The sequence below is a fragment of the Sinorhizobium fredii genome (assembly GCF_002944405.1).
GTDB classification, from domain to species: domain Bacteria; phylum Pseudomonadota; class Alphaproteobacteria; order Rhizobiales; family Rhizobiaceae; genus Sinorhizobium; species Sinorhizobium fredii_C.
Window position 1 is genome coordinate 2,825,323 of the sequence record NZ_CP024307.1, and the last position, 17,928, is coordinate 2,843,250.

At 63.8% G+C, this 17,928-nt stretch carries 16 protein-coding genes; 11 read left to right on the forward strand and 5 right to left on the reverse strand.

Features of this window, described 5'->3' with window-relative positions; genetic code table 11:
* Positions 1-118: 118 nt before the first annotated feature.
* Both NXT3_RS13905 and NXT3_RS13910 read right to left on the reverse strand, forming a co-directional pair.
* Positions 119-1,429 carry an ABC transporter substrate-binding protein gene (locus tag NXT3_RS13905; protein ID WP_037414644.1) on the reverse strand — a complete coding sequence of 437 codons (1,311 nt, stop codon included), beginning with the start codon at positions 1,427-1,429 and terminating at the stop codon, positions 119-121.
* 208 nt (positions 1,430-1,637) lie between these two features.
* Complete coding sequence (locus tag NXT3_RS13910; protein ID WP_097525158.1) at positions 1,638-2,591, reverse strand: sugar-binding transcriptional regulator; 954 nt, start codon at positions 2,589-2,591, stop codon at positions 1,638-1,640.
* 196 nt (positions 2,592-2,787) lie between these two features.
* Here NXT3_RS13910 and NXT3_RS13915 point away from each other — a divergent pair, with 196 nt between their 5' ends.
* Complete coding sequence (locus NXT3_RS13915) at positions 2,788-4,149, forward strand: NAD(P)-dependent oxidoreductase (RefSeq protein ID WP_097537953.1); 1,362 nt, start codon at positions 2,788-2,790, stop codon at positions 4,147-4,149.
* Positions 4,150-4,172: 23 nt separating this feature from the next.
* Positions 4,173-5,486, forward strand: a complete 1,314-nt coding sequence (preA, locus tag NXT3_RS13920; protein WP_095677984.1) for an NAD-dependent dihydropyrimidine dehydrogenase subunit PreA — start codon at positions 4,173-4,175, stop codon at positions 5,484-5,486.
* A gap of 63 nt (positions 5,487-5,549) precedes the next feature.
* Here preA and NXT3_RS13925 read toward each other — a convergent pair whose 3' ends face one another.
* The gene (locus tag NXT3_RS13925; RefSeq protein ID WP_097525156.1) at positions 5,550-6,572 is read right to left on the reverse strand and encodes a zinc-dependent alcohol dehydrogenase family protein; all 1,023 of its coding nucleotides are present in this window, start codon (positions 6,570-6,572) and stop codon (positions 5,550-5,552) included.
* Between the two features lie 101 nt (positions 6,573-6,673).
* On the opposite strand from NXT3_RS13925, the gene NXT3_RS13930 reads away from it, so the two are divergent.
* Together NXT3_RS13930 and NXT3_RS13935 are read left to right on the forward strand one after the other, a co-directional pair.
* Positions 6,674-7,573, forward strand: coding sequence for a LysR family transcriptional regulator (locus NXT3_RS13930; protein WP_097537952.1), 900 nt, complete (start codon positions 6,674-6,676; stop codon positions 7,571-7,573).
* A gap of 154 nt (positions 7,574-7,727) precedes the next feature.
* Complete coding sequence (locus NXT3_RS13935) at positions 7,728-9,401, forward strand: adenylate/guanylate cyclase domain-containing protein (protein WP_104839529.1); 1,674 nt, start codon at positions 7,728-7,730, stop codon at positions 9,399-9,401.
* A gap of 190 nt (positions 9,402-9,591) precedes the next feature.
* Here the strand turns inward: NXT3_RS13935 and rutR are convergent, their stop codons facing one another.
* On the reverse strand, positions 9,592-10,233 hold the full coding sequence (rutR, locus tag NXT3_RS13940; RefSeq protein ID WP_012708997.1) for an HTH-type transcriptional regulator RutR: 642 nt from the start codon (positions 10,231-10,233) through the stop codon (positions 9,592-9,594).
* A gap of 262 nt (positions 10,234-10,495) precedes the next feature.
* Between rutR and NXT3_RS13945 the strand changes: the two genes are divergently transcribed.
* Positions 10,496-11,746, forward strand: a complete 1,251-nt coding sequence (locus NXT3_RS13945) for a Zn-dependent hydrolase (protein WP_097525154.1) — start codon at positions 10,496-10,498, stop codon at positions 11,744-11,746.
* Between the two features lie 81 nt (positions 11,747-11,827).
* The gene (hydA, locus tag NXT3_RS13950; RefSeq protein WP_097525153.1) at positions 11,828-13,282 is read left to right on the forward strand and encodes a dihydropyrimidinase; all 1,455 of its coding nucleotides are present in this window, start codon (positions 11,828-11,830) and stop codon (positions 13,280-13,282) included.
* A 22-nt stretch (positions 13,283-13,304) separates the two neighbouring features.
* On the opposite strand, the gene NXT3_RS13955 is transcribed toward hydA, so the two are convergent.
* Complete coding sequence (locus NXT3_RS13955; RefSeq protein ID WP_176536488.1) at positions 13,305-13,739, reverse strand: cupin domain-containing protein; 435 nt, start codon at positions 13,737-13,739, stop codon at positions 13,305-13,307.
* 121 nt (positions 13,740-13,860) lie between these two features.
* Between NXT3_RS13955 and NXT3_RS13960 the strand changes: the two genes are divergently transcribed.
* Genes NXT3_RS13960 through NXT3_RS13980 form a run of 5 tightly spaced genes read left to right on the forward strand, consistent with a single transcriptional unit; the run spans position 13,861 to position 17,904 of the window.
* The gene (locus tag NXT3_RS13960; RefSeq protein ID WP_037414608.1) at positions 13,861-14,652 is read left to right on the forward strand and encodes an ABC transporter ATP-binding protein; all 792 of its coding nucleotides are present in this window, start codon (positions 13,861-13,863) and stop codon (positions 14,650-14,652) included.
* A gap of 46 nt (positions 14,653-14,698) precedes the next feature.
* Complete coding sequence (locus tag NXT3_RS13965) at positions 14,699-15,139, forward strand: GNAT family N-acetyltransferase (protein WP_234819732.1); 441 nt, start codon at positions 14,699-14,701, stop codon at positions 15,137-15,139.
* The gene (locus NXT3_RS13970) at positions 15,132-16,016 is read left to right on the forward strand and encodes an ABC transporter permease (RefSeq protein WP_097525151.1); all 885 of its coding nucleotides are present in this window, start codon (positions 15,132-15,134) and stop codon (positions 16,014-16,016) included. The genes NXT3_RS13965 and NXT3_RS13970 overlap by 8 nt, the downstream gene beginning before the upstream one ends.
* Positions 16,013-16,882, forward strand: a complete 870-nt coding sequence (locus NXT3_RS13975; protein WP_097525150.1) for an ABC transporter permease — start codon at positions 16,013-16,015, stop codon at positions 16,880-16,882. Before NXT3_RS13970 ends, NXT3_RS13975 begins: the two co-directional genes overlap by 4 nt.
* Positions 16,883-16,911: 29 nt before the next feature.
* The gene (locus NXT3_RS13980; protein WP_104839530.1) at positions 16,912-17,904 is read left to right on the forward strand and encodes an ABC transporter substrate-binding protein; all 993 of its coding nucleotides are present in this window, start codon (positions 16,912-16,914) and stop codon (positions 17,902-17,904) included.
* Positions 17,905-17,928 lie beyond the last annotated feature (24 nt).

The following is a 17,928-nucleotide window of genomic DNA, read 5'->3' on the forward strand; positions in this document are numbered from 1 at the left end:
CGGCAAAAAAGACAGAGCGGGACGCGGGTGAAGGCGGGGTTCGCCCCTCCCTCGTCCCGCTCTGGAGGTGGCCGGGGCGCCGGCCGTTTCCGAACGGCGCCCCGGCCCCTTGGGAGCCTCACTTGATGTAGCCGGCCTTGGTCATCTCGCGTGTGGTCAGCTGCTGCGCGCTGGCGAGCGCCTGATCGACGCTCATCTGGCCGGCGAGCGCGGCCGAGAACACCTGGCCGACCGCCGTGCCAAGACCCTGGAATTCCGGGATCGCCACGAACTGCACGCCGACATAGGGCACTGGCTTCACTGCCGGGTTCTTCGGGTCGGCGGCGTTGATCGAGTCGAGCGTCATTTTCGCAAACGGCGCCGCCTTCTGGTATTCCGGGTTCTCGTAGAGGGAGGTGCGGGTGCCGGGAGGCACGTTCGCCCAGCCTTCCTTCTCGGCGACAAGCTTCAGATAGTCCTTGCCGGTTGCCCAGGCGATGAACTTCTGCGCCGCTTCCGCCTTCTGCGAACCCGCCGGGACGGCAAGGTTCCAGGCCCAGAGCCAGTTGCCGCGCTTGCCGAGGCCGGTATCCGGGGCGAGCGCAAAGCCGACCTTGTCGGCGACCGTCGACTCGTGCGGGTTGGTCACGAAGGAGGCCGCCACCGTGGCGTCGATCCACATGCCGCATTTACCGGTCTGGAACAGCGACAGGTTTTCGTTGAAGCCGTTGGAGGAGGCGCCGGGCGGGCCGGCATCGTTCATCAGCTTGACGTAGAAGTCGAGCGCGTTCTTCCACTCCGGCTGGTCGAACTGCGGCTTCCAGTTCTCGTCGAACCAGCGCGCTCCGAAGGCGTTGGCCGTCGCCGTAAGGAAGGCCATGTTCTCGCCCCAGCCCGCCTTGCCGCGCAGGCAGATGCCGTAGATCTCATTGTTCTTGTCGGTGATCTTGCGCGCCGCGTCCGCGATGAACTCCCAGGTCGGCGCCTCAGGCATGGTGAGGCCGGCCTTCTCGAACAGGTCCTTGCGGTACATGACCATCGAGCTCTCGCCGTAGAACGGCGCGGCATAGAGCTTGCCGTCGATGGTCAGACCGCTGCGGATCGCCGGCAAGAGGTCGTCGACGTCGTAGTCGGCACCGAGGTTGTCGAGCGGCAGGAGCCAGCCCTGCTTGGCCCAGATCGGCACTTCGTAGGTGCCGATCGTCATGATGTCGTACTGGCCACCCTTGGTGGCGATGTCGGTCGTGACGCGCTGGCGCAGCACGTTTTCCTCGAGCGTCACCCACTCGAGCTGAATGTCCGGGTTTTTCGACGTGAACGCGTCCGTCAGCTTCTGCATCCGGATCATATCGCCGTTGTTCACGGTCGCGATGGTCAGGGTCTCTGCTTGGGCCAGGCCTGCCAAAGCGACTGCCGAGCACGTGCCCAGCAGGAAAGTTCTCAAATTCATCGACTTCCTCCCAGAAGAAATTGAGCATTTGCTTTGCTCCTGGGCAATTACTCACCCATTGGCAAAAAAAGTCAATGCGCATTCGCCGCCGCCAAATAGCCAACGCGCTAAGAGTTCATTTTTGTTGAGGACTTTTTGTGGTGATGGGCCGGGAGGACGCAGCCCATTCGGTAAAACGCCGCTGCCGGACTGCTCCCCGGAAGTAGACTCAATCGCCTAGCAGGTACTCGGCAGTTGTCTCGTCGGTGATGAGGCCGTTGATGATCCGTCCCTTGAGAGCCGCTCCCAGGGCTCCGTATTTTCGCTTGCCCTTGGCGATGCCGATCACCGCGGCCCGCTCGCGCGGCGGCAGCGGCACGGAGGCCACGCGCTCGTTGATGCTGCCGGTGAGCAATTCACCGTGATGATCGAACATCCAGCCGCAGATCTCGCCGGCGGCACCCGCCGCCGTCAGCCGCTCCATCTCGTCGCGCGCCAGAAACCCATCCGCACAAAGCGGGGCATCCGGCCCGAGCTCGCCGACCCCGACAAAGGCGGCATCGGCCTCGGCGCCAAGCTCCAGAGCCATTCTGACGAGGCTCTGCTTGTGCAGCACTTCGCGCTCCTCGGCCGACGAGACGAGCACCGGCAAGGGCATCGGGAAATGCCGCGCATTGATGGTGTCGGCCATGCTGAAGATGACGTTGTAATAGGCGGCCGAACCGTCGAGGCGGATATTGCCGGTGAGGGAGACGATGCGGTGCTGCGGACATTCCATCGACGGCAACTGGTCGATCGTCGCCTTCAGCGTCCGGCCGGTGCCGATCGCAAGCACGACCGGCTCGGTTGATTTCAGCCAGCGCTCGATTTCTGCCGCCCCGGCTTCAGCGATCCCTACGGTCGTCGAATTGGATCCGGGATCGCTCGGCACGACATCGACATGCCGCAACTCGTATTTCTCCTTGAGCCGCGCCGCTGCTTCGAGGCAGGCGGCGATCGGATGATCGAGCCGCACCTTGATCAGCCGTTCGGCCATGGCGAGCGACACGAGGCGCTGCGCCGACTGGCGCGAAATCCCCATGATCGACGCGATCTCGTCCTGCGTCCGGCCGGCCACGTAGTAGAGCCAGCCCGCCCGGGCCGCATCGTCCAGCCTGTTGTTGCTCTCCGCCCTGCGCGCCATCGCCAGCGAGTCTCCTTCCCCCGATTTGCTGCCATTATTTGCCGTGTACTGTCAAACAAAGGCGTAACGTGTCGCTGCCGGCAAAAACGCCCGCAACACCGGGAATTCGCGGAAAGCGCACCCAAAATTTTACCGTTTGATAAAAAAATAAAGCGTGTTACCGTTCCCCATCCTGAGAATACATTGGGAGCTAAAAATGGGAACGACGCAATCTGGGATTCTCTACGGGCGGCTGCCGCTCGCGGAGTACGAAACCAATTTCTCCGATCTGCATCCGCCGCTCGACAGGCACGAGGCGCTGGTTGCTTCTGACCGCTGTTACTTCTGTCATGACGCGCCGTGCATGACGGCCTGTCCCACCTCCATAGATATCCCGCTGTTCATCCGGCAGATATCGACAGGCAATCCGATCGGCTCGGCCAAGACGATCTTCGACCAGAACATCCTCGGCGGCATGTGCGCCCGCGTCTGTCCCACCGAAACACTCTGCGAACAGGCCTGCGTACGTAACACGGCGGAGGAGCGGCCGGTCGAGATCGGCCGCCTGCAGCGCTACGCGACCGATGTCGCCATGAAGGAGAACAAGCAATTCTATGCGCGCGCGGCCGCAACGGGACGCCGCATCGCCGTCGTCGGCGCAGGGCCGGCGGGCCTGGCCTGCGCCCACCGACTGGCCGTCAAGGGCCACGACGTGGTGATCTACGATGCGCGTGAGAAATCCGGCGGCCTCAACGAATACGGCATCGCCGCCTACAAGACGGTGGACGATTTCGCCCAGAGGGAAGTCGATTACGTCCTGTCGATCGGCGGCATCGAGGTGCGACACGGCGAGGCCCTCGGCCGCGATTTCTCCCTGGCCGACCTCACCGAGCAATATGACGCCGTCTTCCTCGGCCTCGGCCTCGCCGGCGTCAACGCACTGCGGATCGAGGGCGAGAACGCCGAAGGCGTGGAGGATGCCGTCGACTTCATCGCCGCACTCCGTCAGTCGAAGACCAAGGCCGACGTTCCGGTCGGCCGCCGCGTCGTGGTGCTCGGCGGCGGCATGACCGCGATCGATGCTGCCGTCCAGGCGAAGCTGCTTGGCGCCGAGGAAGTGACGATCTGCTATCGCCGCGGCAAGGAGCACATGAACGCCTCCGAGTTCGAGCAGGATCTCGCGGCATCCAAGGGCGTCACCATCCGCCACTGGCTGCAGCCGAAGCGCATCGCCGTGAAGGACGGCAAGGTCGCCGGCATCGAACTCGAATACACGGCCCTTGAGGAAGGCAAGCTGACGACGACCGGGGAAACGGGTATTATTGCCGCCGAGCAGATCTTCAAGGCAATCGGCCAGAGTTTTCAGGCCTCCGGCCTCGGTGCCTTGCAGATGGAGAGCGGACGCATCGTCGTCGATGCAGAAGGCCGCACCTCGTTCGCCAGGGTCTGGGCGGGCGGCGACTGTGTGCTCGGCGGCGAGGACCTGACGGTTTCCGCCGTGGCGATGGGACGCGATAGCGCCGAATCGATCAACCGGGCTTTCGCTGCGGACGCGCCGCTGGCGAGCGCCGTAGCCTGAACAGGATCGAGAGGACGAGAACAATGGCTGATCTTCGCAACAATTTTGTCGGCATCAAATCCCCGAACCCGTTCTGGCTCGCATCGGCGCCGCCGACCGACAAGGCCTATAACGTCGAGCGCGCCTTCAAGGCGGGCTGGGGAGGCGTCGTCTGGAAGACGCTCGGCGAGGAAGGGCCGCCGGTGGTCAATGTCAATGGCCCGCGCTATGGCGCGATCTGGGGCGCCGACCGCCGCCTGCTCGGCTTGAACAATATCGAGCTCATCACCGACCGCGATCTTTACGTGAACCTGCGCGAGATGAAGCAGGTGAAGATGAACTGGCCGGACCGGGCATTGATCGCCTCGATCATGGTGCCCTGCGTCGAGGATGCCTGGAAGGCGATCCTGCCGCTGGTCGAGGAAACCGGGGCCGACGGCATCGAGCTCAACTTCGGCTGTCCGCACGGCATGTCCGAGCGCGGCATGGGTTCCGCCGTCGGCCAGGTGCCCGAATATATCGAGATGGTGGTGCGCTGGTGCAAACAGTACACGCGCATGCCGGTGATCACCAAGCTGACGCCAAACATCACCGACGTCCGCAAGCCGGCCCGCGCCGCCAAGGCCGGCGGCACCGACGCCGTGTCGCTGATCAACACGATCAACTCGATAACCTCGGTCAATCTCGACACCTTCTCGCCGGAGCCCTCGATCGACGGACGCGGCAGCCATGGCGGCTATTGCGGCCCGGCGGTGAAGCCGATCGCCCTCAACATGGTCGCCGAGATCGCCCGCGATCCGGAAACCTACGGCCTGCCGATCTCCGGCATCGGCGGCATCACCACCTGGCGCGACGCGGCCGAATTCCTGGCGCTCGGCGCCGGCAACGTGCAGGTCTGCACGGCGGCGATGACCTATGGCTTCAAGATCGTCCAGGAAATGATCACCGGCCTGTCCGACTGGATGGATGCCAAGGGCCACCGGACGCTCGACGACATCTGCGGCCGCGCCGTGCCGAACGTCACCGATTGGCAATATCTCAACCTCAACTACGTCACCAAGGCGAAGATCGATCAGGATGCCTGCATCAAATGCGGCCGCTGTCACATCGCCTGCGAGGACACCTCGCACCAGGCGATCACGCAGTTCGTCAATGGCGTGCGCCATTTCGAGGTGATCGAGGAGGAATGCGTCGGCTGCAACCTCTGCGTCAATGTCTGTCCGGTCCAGAATTGCATCACCATGGAGCCGCTCGCCGCCGGTGAACTCGATAAGCGCACCGGCAAGCCGGTCGACCCCAATTACGCCAACTGGACGACTCACCCGAACAACCCGATGGCGCGCCAGGCGGCCGAGTAAGCACAGTCGACAGGACAGCATGGCCGCCGGCAATCGCCGCCGGCCATGTTCATTGTGGCGCGATCAGAACTCGATCACCACCTTGCCGAAAGGGCCGCGATCGAGATGCGCGAGCGCCTCACCGACTTCGGTAAACTTGTAGCGCTTGTCGATGACCGGCTTCAGCCGCAAGCGGTCGACGGCACCAACCAGATCTTCGAGCGCCCGGCGATGCCCGACGCTGATACCCTGCAGCACCGGCGATTTCAGGAGCAGCGGCGCAACCGGGCCGGAAACCTCGAAGCCTTCGAGCACGCCGATCACCGATATACGCCCGTCCGGCGCGACCGCCTTCAGCGACTGGCCGAGGCCGGCGCCGCCGGCGATCTCCAGAATGTGGTCGGCGCCATGGTCGCCGGTGAGCTCATAGACGCACTCTACCCAATCTTCGCTCCGGCGATTGATGCCGTGGTCGGCGCCAAGGGCGAGCGCCTTATCGAGCTTTTCGGAACTGCTCGAGGTCACGATCACCTCGGCGCCGACGGCCTTGGCAATCTGCAGCCCGAAGAGTGCGACGCCGCCCGTGCCCTGCACGACGACGCGGTCGCCGGGTCTCAGGTGGCCCTTCTCGACCAGCGCGAACCAGGCGGTGAGGCCGGCGCACGGCAAGGTGCTCGCCTCGGCGGCATCGAGGCTTTTCGGCGCGGCGACGAACCAGTCTTGCGGAAAAGCGACATATTCCGACAGGACACCCGGATGCACGCCGCCAAGTGTGGCGTAGGCCGGCGTTCTGCCGCTTCCCGGCCGCAAGCCATCGAGCCATCCAGGGGCGAAGGTGGAGATGACGCGGTCGCCGGGGCGGAAGCGGGCCACACCCTTGCCGACCGCTTCGACGACGCCGCTCATGTCCGAAGCCGGCACGAAGGGAAAGGTGAGATCCAGCCCCATGCCGCTTTCCAGCATCAGCTTGTCGCGGTAGTTGAGCGACACCGCCGTCGTGCGGACGAGCACATCAAACTCGCCGGTTTCCGGCATCCTGCGCTCGGTGATCTTCAGGTTGTATGGGCCGACCGTCTCCGTGCTCCACTCCTGCATCCATTTCGACATGCTCGTTCCTTTCGGTTGTGATTGGACAAGCATAGTGTTGAACCAGGATCGCCAGTTGCGATAAGATTTCCCGAGATTGGTTCCTAGGCGGATACAATTAAATGGAACATCTGAATGGCATCTCGGTGTTTGTCGAGGTGGCGGAGGCCGGCGGCTTCTCTGCGGCGGCAGAACGGTTGAACCTCTCGCGCTCCGCGGTCGGTAAGACGATTGCCCGCCTTGAAGAACGCCTCGCCACCCGCCTCTTTCACCGCACGACACGGGCGCAGAGCCTGACCGACGAAGGACAGCTCTTCTATGAGAGCTGCCAGAAAGCACTCGGCGAGATCAGGACGGCCGAAGCCCTACTTGAATCCGGCAAACAGGAGATTCGCGGCCGGTTGCGGATCTCCATGCCGGTGCTCTTCGGCCGCCAATGCGTGGCTCCCGTCTTTCGCGACCTCGTCCGCATTCACCCCCGGCTTGAGCTCGAACTCTCCTTCAACGACCGCGTGGTCGACCTGCTCGACGACGGTTTCGACCTCGCGATCCGCAACAATGTATTGGGCAATGATTCCGGCCTGATGACGCGGGTGATCGCCGAACAGCGCATGACGGTCTGTGCCTCGCCGGCCTATCTCGCGGCATCCGGTGCGCCCCAGACCGTGGCGGACCTCGCAGATCACGACGCCGTGGTCTACTGCCGCGCAGGCCAACAGCGGCCATGGTCGTTCCCCGCCGAAGGCAGTGCCGCAGACACCATCCTGCCGAAAACCCGGCTGCGGCTCGACGATCTCGCGGCGATCGCCGATGCGGCGGCCGAGGGACTGGGCCTTGCCTGGCTGCCATGCTGGTTGGTGCGCGAGCGCGTACAGCGCGGCGAGCTCGTCCGGGTTCTGACGGATCGGCCGGGTCTCGTTTTCAAGGTCCATGCCGTTTGGCCGCAAACACGGCACCTGCTGCCGAAACTGCGCCTGGCGATCGATGCTCTCGCCGCCGGACTGCCGCGCATCATGGAATAGATTTGTCGGGCCAAGCCCCTGGCGTGGTATCGCCGAGCGAACACGAACGCGAAACAGATTGTGTAGAAAACGTAAGTTGTCGCCACCGGCAAACTGGTCGATAAGGGGAAAACCAGCAGCGGCCGGTCGCCGCCGGCAGACCCGGGCAGACTGTTTGACGATCCTTTCCGCCAATACACGCAAGAAGACGCACCTGATTTCCGGCGCCGTGCTCAGCGTCTTCGTGCTAACGCATTTCACAAATCACTCCCTCGGCCTGATCTCGATCGGCGCGATGGAAGCCGGCCGGCAGGTCTTCACGATCGTTTGGCAGAGCGTACCCGGAACCGTCCTGCTCTACGGCGCGCTACTCCTGCACTTCCTGATGGCGCTCGACAGTCTCTATCGCCGCCAGACGCTGAGGATGCCGGTCGGAGAGGCCGTGAAGATCATCTTCGGCCTGAGCCTGCCCTTTCTGCTGATACCCCACGTCGTCGCCACCCGGGTGGAGCCCCTCCTGACCGGGGTCGATGCCGACTATCCCGGCATTCTGCGCGCGCTCTGGTCGAGTTCGATCAGCACGACCCGACAGACGATTGCTCTTCTTTTTGTTTGGAGCCACGCCTGCCTCGGCGCCTGGTTCTGGATGCGCGGGCGTGACTGGTTTCCGCGCTACGAGTTCCTGCTCTATACCGTTGCTCTGCTCGTGCCCATCTTCGCGCTGCTCGGCTTCGTCAACGGCGCCCGTTCTCTCGGTCGCGACTATGCTGAGCATGGCGGCTATGGCGACCGGGCCTATGTCAGCGAGCGGCCGCGCCTCGATCCGGCCCTCGCCGAAAACATCCGGCTCGCCTTCTATGGCGGCTTTGCCGGCCTGATCGGCGGGACCTTGGCGCTGCGCGCGCTGCCGGCGCGGGGCCGTATCCGCGTGCGCTATCCGGATGGGCGCGTGGCGGCGGTCGGGATCGGATTCAGCGTGCTTGAGGCAAGCCGCGCCGCCGGCATCCCGCATGTCTCGGTCTGCGGCGGCCGCGGCCGATGCTCGACCTGCCGGGTGCGGGTCATCGAGGGTCTCGACGGGCAGCCGGCGCCCGAGGCCGCGGAACGTGCCACGCTTGGCCGGATCGGTGCCCCCGACAATGTCCGGCTGGCCTGCCAGTTCCGGCCCACTCACAACGTCACCGTCGTCCCCATCCTCGACACCGACAGCCTCGGGATCAAGACGCAGCTTGCCCGGCAGAACGGCGGCGGGCGTGAGCGGCGCGTGGCCGTGCTCTTCTGCGACCTGCGCGACTTCACCCGCATTGCCGAGCACAAGCTGCCCTACGATACGGTATTCCTGCTCAACCGCTACTTCGAGATGGTTGGCGAGGCGGTCGAGAGTTCCGGCGGCGTCATCGACAAATTCATCGGCGACGGAGCGCTGGCCATCTTCGGGCTGAAGTCGCCGCTGCCCGAAGCATGCCGCCAGGCGCTCGCCGCCGCCTCGCGGCTGTCGACGGGTATTCGCGCGCTCAACCAGACCTTCGGGGACGAGCTCGAACGGCCGCTCCGGCTCGCGATCGGCCTCCATGCCGGACCGGCCATCGTCGGCGAGATGGGCTATGGTCAGGCGACCTCGCTGACGGCGGTCGGCGACACCATCAACACCGCGAGCCGGCTCGAGGGCCTGGCCAAGGAGCACGATGCCGAGCTTGCCGTCTCCGTCGAACTCGTCAAACGCGCCGGCCTCAGTCTCGAGGGCGACAGGCGATTGGATATCAGCCTGCGCGGCCGAAAGGCGACGCTCGAGACCTGGATCGTCGACGATGCCGCGCGCATTGCCAAGATCATCCCGGCACAGGGATAGCTATATTGGCCAACGTGAGCACAAGAGCCGGTTCTGGCCCTCTCCTCGGGTTTAACCAAAAACTAGCACTCTCCGGCGCGCGGGGAGAGCGGACTTGAGGCGGCGTGGCATACCCCTTCGCCCCGCTTGCGGGGAGAAGGTCGGCAGCGGGATGAGGGGCGGCACCGCCATTGCAATTCAACGTCGACCGCTACTCGCGCACCTGTAGCCCGTCGACGAACAGCCGCTCGAGAAAGCGCGCCGCATCTTCGAAGCGCCCCTCGCCTGCGTGCTCCTGGCCGAGCACCGCCCGCACCTGTACGTCGAAATCGGCGTAGTGCTGCGTCGTCGACCAGATGGCAAAGATCAGGTGATAGGGATCGCAATTGGCGATCTTGCCGGCCTTCGCCCAGGCCCGGATAACCTCGGCCTTTTCGTCGACCAATTGCTTCAGCGGCCCCTTCAGCTCGTCCTCGATATGAGGAGCGCCCTGCAGCACCTCATTGGCGAACAATCGGCTTTCCCGTGGGAAATCCCGCGCCATTTCGAGCTTGCGGCGAATGTAGCTGCGGATCTCGGCGACAGGGTTGCCCTCGGCGTTGAATTCGCGCAGCGGATCGAGCCAGGTATCGAGGACGCGGTCGATCAAGGCGCGGTGCATGGCTTCCTTCGTCCGGAAATAATAGAGCAGGTTGGGCTTCGACATGCCCGCCACCTCGGCGATCTGGTCGATGGTCGAACCGCGGAAGCCGCTCGCGGAAAAGACCTCAAGCGCGGCTTCGAGGATCCGCTCCTCCTTCTCCTCCTGGATACGCGTGCGCCTCTGGGTTTTCGCCGCTCTCGGAAGTACCATCTCTCCCCCTGCCGATGCCCGCACCGTCGCGTTTTGCCCAAATTTCGGACGCGCCATTTATTTGGGCAACAAACTGGTTTTTTTCTTTTTCCGGCTTGAGTGCCGCCACGGAAGTTGTAATGTTTACCAACCGGTCAAATTATCAGTCAGATTGCCGACAAAGGCAACGGCTGATCGAAGGGCGCAAAGGAAAGCTCCGATTTGACCGACGGGAACATGGCTATCCCCGGGGAGGGCCTAGCCGGCAAAAGAGGAGAGCGCCATGGCTGCACCTGGCGAGAATAGGCGCGTCAATGCCGACCGCCTGTGGGATTCGTTGATGGAAATGGCGAGGATTGGCCCCGGCGTTGCCGGCGGCAACAATCGCCAGACCTTGACGGACGCCGATGGCGAGGGCCGCCGGCTGTTCCAATCCTGGTGCGAAAAGGCCGGGCTCTCCATGGGTGTCGACAAGATGGGCACCATGTTCATGACCCGTCCGGGCACCGACCCGGATGCCCTCCCCGTCCATATCGGTTCCCATCTCGACACGCAGCCGACCGGCGGTAAGTATGACGGCGTGCTCGGCGTCCTGAGCGGCCTCGAGGTCATCCGCACGCTGAACGACCTCGGCATCAAGACCAGGCATCCGATCGTCGTCACCAACTGGACCAATGAGGAAGGCGCCCGCTTCGCGCCGGCAATGCTCGCCTCCGGCGTCTTCGCCGGCGTCCATACGCTCGATTACGCCTATGCCCGCAAGGACCCGGAGGGAAGGAGCTTCGGTGACGAATTGAAGCGCATCGGCTGGGTGGGCGACGAGGAGGTCGGCGCCCGCAAGATGCATGCCTATTTCGAATATCACATCGAGCAGGGACCTATCCTCGAGGCCGAGAACAAGCAGATCGGCGTCGTCACCCACTGTCAGGGCCTGTGGTGGCTGGAGTTCACGCTGACCGGCAAGGAGGCCCATACCGGCTCAACGCCGATGAACATGCGTGTCAATGCCGGCCTCGCCATGGCGCGCATCCTCGAAATGGTGCAGACCGTCGCCATGGAAAGCCAGCCGGGCGCCGTCGGCGGGGTTGGCCAAATGTTCTTCTCGCCCAATTCCCGCAATGTGCTGCCGGGCAAGGTCGTCTTCACCGTCGACATCCGCTCGCCGGACCAGGCCAAGCTCGATGGGATGCGCGCCCGGATCGAAGCCGAAGCGCCGAAGATTTGCGAACCGCTCGGCGTCGGCTGTTCGATCGAGGCGGTCGGCCATTTCGACCCGGTCACCTTCGATCCCAAGCTGGTGTCCACTGTCCGCGGCGCCGCCGAGAAGCTCGGCTACAGCCATATGAACCTCATCTCCGGCGCCGGCCACGATGCCTGCTGGGCGGCAAAGGTCGCCCCGACCACGATGATCATGTGCCCGTGCGTCGATGGACTCAGCCACAACGAGGCGGAAGACATTTCCAAGGAATGGGCCGCCGCCGGCGCGGACGTTCTCTTCCACGCTGTTCTGGAAACGGCCGAGGTCGTCGAGTGAGTTTGCGGGCGGGACGACAAGTTCCGCCCTTTTTACTTGGTGGCCCCGGCCGCCGAAGCACCATCCAGAGGAAGATAACCAATGAGCACTGTCATCAAGGGTGGAACCGTCGTTACCGCCGACCTGACCTACAAGGCCGACATCAAGGTCGAAGGCGGCAAGATTGTCGAAATCGGCCCCAATCTCACCGGCACCGACACGCTGGATGCGACCGGCTGCTACATCATGCCGGGCGGCATCGATCCGCACACGCATCTCGAAATGCCCTTCATGGGCACCTACTCCTCCGACGATTTCGAGAGCGGCACCCGTGCGGCGCTTGCCGGCGGCACGACCATGGTCGTCGATTTCGCGCTTCCCTCGCCCGGCCAGTCGCTGCTCGAGGCGCTGACCATGTGGGACAACAAGTCGACCCGCGCCAATTGCGACTATTCCTTCCACATGGCGATCACCTGGTGGAGCGAGCAGGTCTTCAACGAGATGGAGGCGATCGTCAAGGACAAGGGCATCAACACCTTCAAGCACTTCATGGCCTATAAGGGCGCGCTGATGGTGGACGACGACGAGATGTTCTCGTCCTTCCAGCGCTGCACCGCGCTCGGCGCCCTGCCACTGGTCCACGCCGAAAACGGCGACGTCGTCGCCCAGCTCCAGGCGAAGCTGCTTGCCGAGGGCAATAGCGGCCCCGAGGCGCACGCCTATTCGCGGCCGGCCGAGGTCGAGGGCGAGGCCACCAACCGCGCCATCATGATCGCCGACATGGCCGGCTGTCCCGTCTATATCGTCCACACCTCCTGCGAGCAGGCGCATGAGGCGATCCGGCGGGCCCGCGCCAAGGGCATGCGCGTCTTCGGCGAGCCGCTGATCCAGCATCTGACGCTCGACGAGACGGAGTATTTCAACAAAGACTGGGATCATGCGGCCCGCCGGGTGATGTCGCCACCCTTCCGCAACAAGCAGCATCAGGATAGCCTGTGGGCCGGCCTTGCCTCCGGTTCGCTGCAGGTGGTGGCGACCGATCATTGCGCCTTCACGACGGCGCAGAAGCGCTTCGGCGTCGGCGATTTCACCAAGATCCCGAACGGCACCGGCGGTCTTGAGGACCGCATGCCGATGCTCTGGACCTACGGAGTCAATACTGGCCGCATCACCATGAACGAATTCGTTGCGGTGACGTCCACCAACATCGCCAAGATCCTCAACATCTATCCGAAGAAGGGCGCGATCCTCGTCGGCGCCGATGCCGACCTCGTCGTTTGGGACCCGAAGCGCTCGAAGACGATCTCGGCGAACAATCAGCAATCGTCGATCGACTACAATGTCTTCGAGGGCAAGACGGTCACCGGCCTGCCGCGCTTCACGCTGACGCGCGGCGTCGTGGCGATCGAGGAAGGGGCGGTGAAAACGCAGGAAGGCCACGGCGAATTCGTCCGGCGCGACCCCTTCCCGGCGGTCAGCACGGCGCTGTCGACCTGGAAGGAAGTGACCGCACCGCGCGCCGTGCAGCGCACGGGCATTCCGGCGACCGGCGTGTGACGGATTTCGGATGCTGCGTTCGTCATCCGCCACGTGTGAGAGGATCGGCCGGAACCAGTCCATCGAGTTCCGGCAGCAGCACGACGCTCTCCTGCTCCTTCGGATCTGTCCGGGCGATGACCGCCGTGCAGGGACTGTCGGAAAGATTGGCCGGCAGATGCGGCACGCCGGCCGGGATGTAGAACATCTCGCCGGCCCTGACGATCACATGCTCCTCGAGCCGCTCGCCGAACCAGGTATGCGCCTCGCCGGCAAGCACGTAGATCGCCGTCTCATGGCTCTCGTGGAGATGCGCCTTGGCGCGCGCACCGGGCGGCATGGTCAACAAATGCATGCAGATGCCGGTGGAGCCCACCGTCTCGGCGGCGATGCCTTCGAAATAGTTGAGCCCCTGCTTGCCGGCATAGCCGCTGCCCGGCCGCACGACGCGACAGCCAGGATGGGATGATCGAGACATGACCGTTCTCCAGAATTCGCTGAAAAACCTTGAACAGGAGCCTTCCGCGGCAAATCCGCGATTGCAAGTTGCTGGCCCGGATAGCAGTCTGGCACAGGCAAGACATAATGAGAATCCATCCATGACATCCAATCCCGCCTCCGTGGTCTCGGCCCGAAATCTCGGCCTGACGTTTCAGACCAGCGACGGGCCGGTCAATGCGCTGACGGGCGTCAACCTCGACGTCGCCAAGGGGGACTTCGTCTCCTTCATCGGCCCTTCCGGCTGCGGCAAGACGACATTCCTGCGCATCATCGCCGATCTCGAGAAGCCGACCGCCGGCACTATCGCCGTCAACGGCATGACGCCGGAGGAGGCTCGCCACAATCGCGCCTATGGCTACGTGTTCCAGGCGGCCGCGCTCTATCCCTGGCGGACGATCGAGAAGAACATCGCCCTGCCGCTCGAGATCATGGGCCATTCCGGGCACGAGCAGAAGGCGCGGATCGAACGGACGCTGGAGCTCGTCAACCTTACCGGCTTCGGCAAGAAATATCCCTGGCAGCTTTCCGGCGGCATGCAGCAGCGCGCCTCGATTGCCCGCGCGCTCGCCTTCGACGCTGACCTCTTGCTGATGGACGAACCCTTCGGCGCCCTCGACGAGATCGTCCGCGATCACTTGAACGAGCAGCTCCTGAAGCTCTGGGCGCAGACGAACAAGACGATCTGTTTCGTCACCCACTCGATCCCGGAGGCCGTCTATCTCTCGACCAAAATCGTCGTGATGAGCCCGCGCCCCGGCCGGGTGACCGACATCATCGAATCGACGCTGCCGAGGGAACGGCCGCTCGGCATCCGCGAAACGCCGGAGTTCTTGGAGATTGCCCACCGGGTGCGGGAAGGCCTGAGAGCGGGGCACAGCTATGATGAATAGTGCCTGCGCCGCCCAGGTTCGCTGTCGGGATGCAACCTTGGCGGACATGAAAGCCTGCGCCGACATCTTCAATCGCTGGGTAGATGCTACGGTCTGGATGCCGAGGATCCACGGGCCCGCCGATGTAGAGCGCTATTACCGGGAAACGCTCTTTGCGAAGGGCACGGTCATCATCATTGCCGAGTCTCGAGGCGAAATTGCAGGCTTTCTCGCCCTCGCCGAGGAGCAATTTGTGTCGGCGCTCTATCTCGATCCATCCTACAGGGGCGCGGGAATTGGGGCCGCGCTACTCAGCGAAGCGAAGAGGCGAGCAAAGGGCGAGCTCAAGCTTTGGACCTTTGCAGAAAATGCCCGCGCCCAGCGCTTTTACGAACGCCAGGGCTTCGTGCCGATACGCCGAACGAGCGGCGACAACGAGGAAGGCTTGCCCGATATTCTCTATCTTTGGCGCGCCGAGCCGTTGAGCGGCGGAGGCGCCGATGCATAAGCCGAGCTTCCCCCGCGACAAACTGCTGCCGATCGGCACCGTCGTCCTGGTTCTTATCGCCGTCTGGTACGTCGCCGCCATCTTCCTCAACGCGCCCTTCGAGCGCGACACGGCGGCGCGTGCCGGCACCGAGATCGCGTTTTCCGACCTCGTCAGGAACACGATGGTGCAGGAAAGGCCGGTGCTGCCCGCACCGCACCAGGTCATCGCCGAAATCTGGGACACGACAGTAAACAAGGCGATCACCTCGAAGCGCAGCCTCGTCTACCATGCCTGGATCACGCTTTCGGCCACCCTGCTCGGCTTCGGCATCGGCGCAGCGCTCGGCGTGCTTCTCGCCGTCGGCATCGTTCACAATCGCGCCATGGACCGCTCGCTGATGCCCTGGGTGATCGCCAGCCAGACGATACCGATCCTGGCGATCGCGCCGATGATCATCGTCGTCTTGAATGCGATCGGCATCGCCGGCCTCTTACCGAAGGCGCTGATCTCCACCTATCTGTCGTTCTTCCCGGTGGTGGTCGGCATGGTCAAGGGCCTGCGCAGTCCCGAAACGATCCAGCTCGACCTGATGCACACCTACAATGCCTCGGCGGCGCAGACTTTCTGGAAGCTGCGCTGGCCCTCCTCCATGCCCTATCTCTTCACCTCGCTGAAGGTCGCCGTCGCCATCTCGCTCGTCGGCGCCATTGTCGGCGAACTGCCGACCGGGGCCGTGGCGGGGCTCGGTGCGCGACTGCTTGCAGGCTCCTATTACGGCCAGACCGTGCAAATCTGGGCGGCGCTGTTCATGGCGGCTGCCCTAGCGGCAGTTCTCGTGATGATCGTCGGCTTCGCGCACACGGCCGTCCTCAAGCGCATGGGAGCCAAGCCATGAATTTTACCGCTCTCGCCGGCGCTGTTTTCTTCTGGCTGGTCGCCTGGGCCGTCAACGAATGGCTGGTCCGCCAGCGCTTTGAGAGCGAAGCGGCCAACAATGCGGCGCGCTCCGCCGTGCCGCTCCTTTTCGGCGTCACGATCCTGGTCCTGTGGGAGGGCATCGTTCGCGGCTTTGCCATCCCGTCTGTGCTGCTGCCGGCGCCGTCGATGATCTGGGCGCGGCTCGTCAATTCGGTACCGACGCTGACTGCCGATTTCCGCCAGACCTTCCTGAAATCCGTGCTGACCGGCTATGCACTCGGCTGCGGCCTCGGTTTCCTGGTGGCAATCCTCATCGACCGCTCTCCCTTCCTCCAGAAAGGCCTGCTGCCGCTCGGCAATTTCGTCTCCGCCCTCCCCGTCATCGGCGTCGCCCCGATCATGGTCATGTGGTTCGGCTTCGACTGGCAATCGAAGGTGGCCGTCGTCGTCATCATGACCTTCTTTCCGATGCTGGTGAACACCGTCTCCGGCCTTGCTGTCGCCAGCCAGATGGAGCGCGACCTGATGCGCACCTATGCGGCGACTTGGTGGCAGACGCTCGTCAAGCTGAGGCTGCCCGCCGCCTGGCCTTTCATTTTCAACGCACTCAAGATTAACTCGACGCTGGCGCTGATCGGCGCGATTGTGGCCGAGTTTTTCGGAACGCCCATTGTCGGCATGGGTTTCCGGATCTCCACGGAAGTGGGGCGCATGAACGTCGACATGGTCTGGGCCGAAATCGCCGTTGCGGCGGTGGCTGGCTCCGCCTTCTACGGGGTGGTCGCGCTCATCGAGCGCGCCGTCACCTTCTGGCATCCGTCCATCCGCAGTGGCCGAGCCTGACAATCAAGCAATGATAAGAGGGAACTGACATGAACAAAAAACTTGCATCTCTGCTGGCAGCGGGCGCCTTTTCGCTTGCCGCCTTCCATGCCAATGCCGCCGACAAGGTCACGCTGCAATTGAAATGGGTGACGCAGGCCCAGTTCGCCGGCTACTACGTCGCCAAGGACAAGGGGTTTTACGAGGAAGAGGGCCTCGACGTCGACATCAAGCCGGGCGGTCCGGACATCGCTCCGCCGCAGGTGATCGCCGGCGGCGGCGCCGATGTCATCGTCGACTGGATGCCGTCCGCTCTCGCCACCCGCGAAAAGGGCGTGCCGCTCGTCAACATCGCCCAGCCCTTCAAGAAATCCGGCATGATGCTCACCTGTCTCAAGGAATCGGGCGTGAAGACCCCCGAGGATTTCAAAGGCAAGACGCTCGGCGTCTGGTTCTTCGGCAACGAGTACCCGTTCCTCTCCTGGATGTCGCAGTTGAAAATCCCGACGGATGGCGGCCCGAACGGTGTCACCGTCCTGAAGCAGGGCTTCAACGTCGACCCGCTGATCCAGAAGCAGGCGGCCTGCATTTCGACGATGACCTACAATGAATACTGGCAGGTCATCGACGCGGGCATCAAGGCGGAGGATCTCGTCACCTTCAAATACGAGGACCAGGGCGTCGCCACCCTCGAGGACGGCCTCTATGTCCTCGAGGACAAGCTCAAGGACGCGGCCTTCAAGGAGAAGATGGTGAAGTTCGTCCGCGCCTCGATGAAGGGCTGGAAATATGCCGAGGAGAACCCGGACGAGGCCGCGGATATCGTGCTCGAAAACGACTCGACCGGCGCCCAGACGGAGAAGCACCAGAAGCGCATGATGGGCGAAATCGCCAAGCTGACGGCAGGTTCGAACGGCGCGCTCGACGAGGCCGACTACAAGCGCACGGTCCAGTCGCTGCTCTCCGGCGGGTCCGATCCGGTCATCTCCAAGGAGCCGGAACGCGCCTGGACCCACGAGATCACCGACGCAGCGCTGAAATAGGCCGCGGCTTGCGTCAGACCGAGA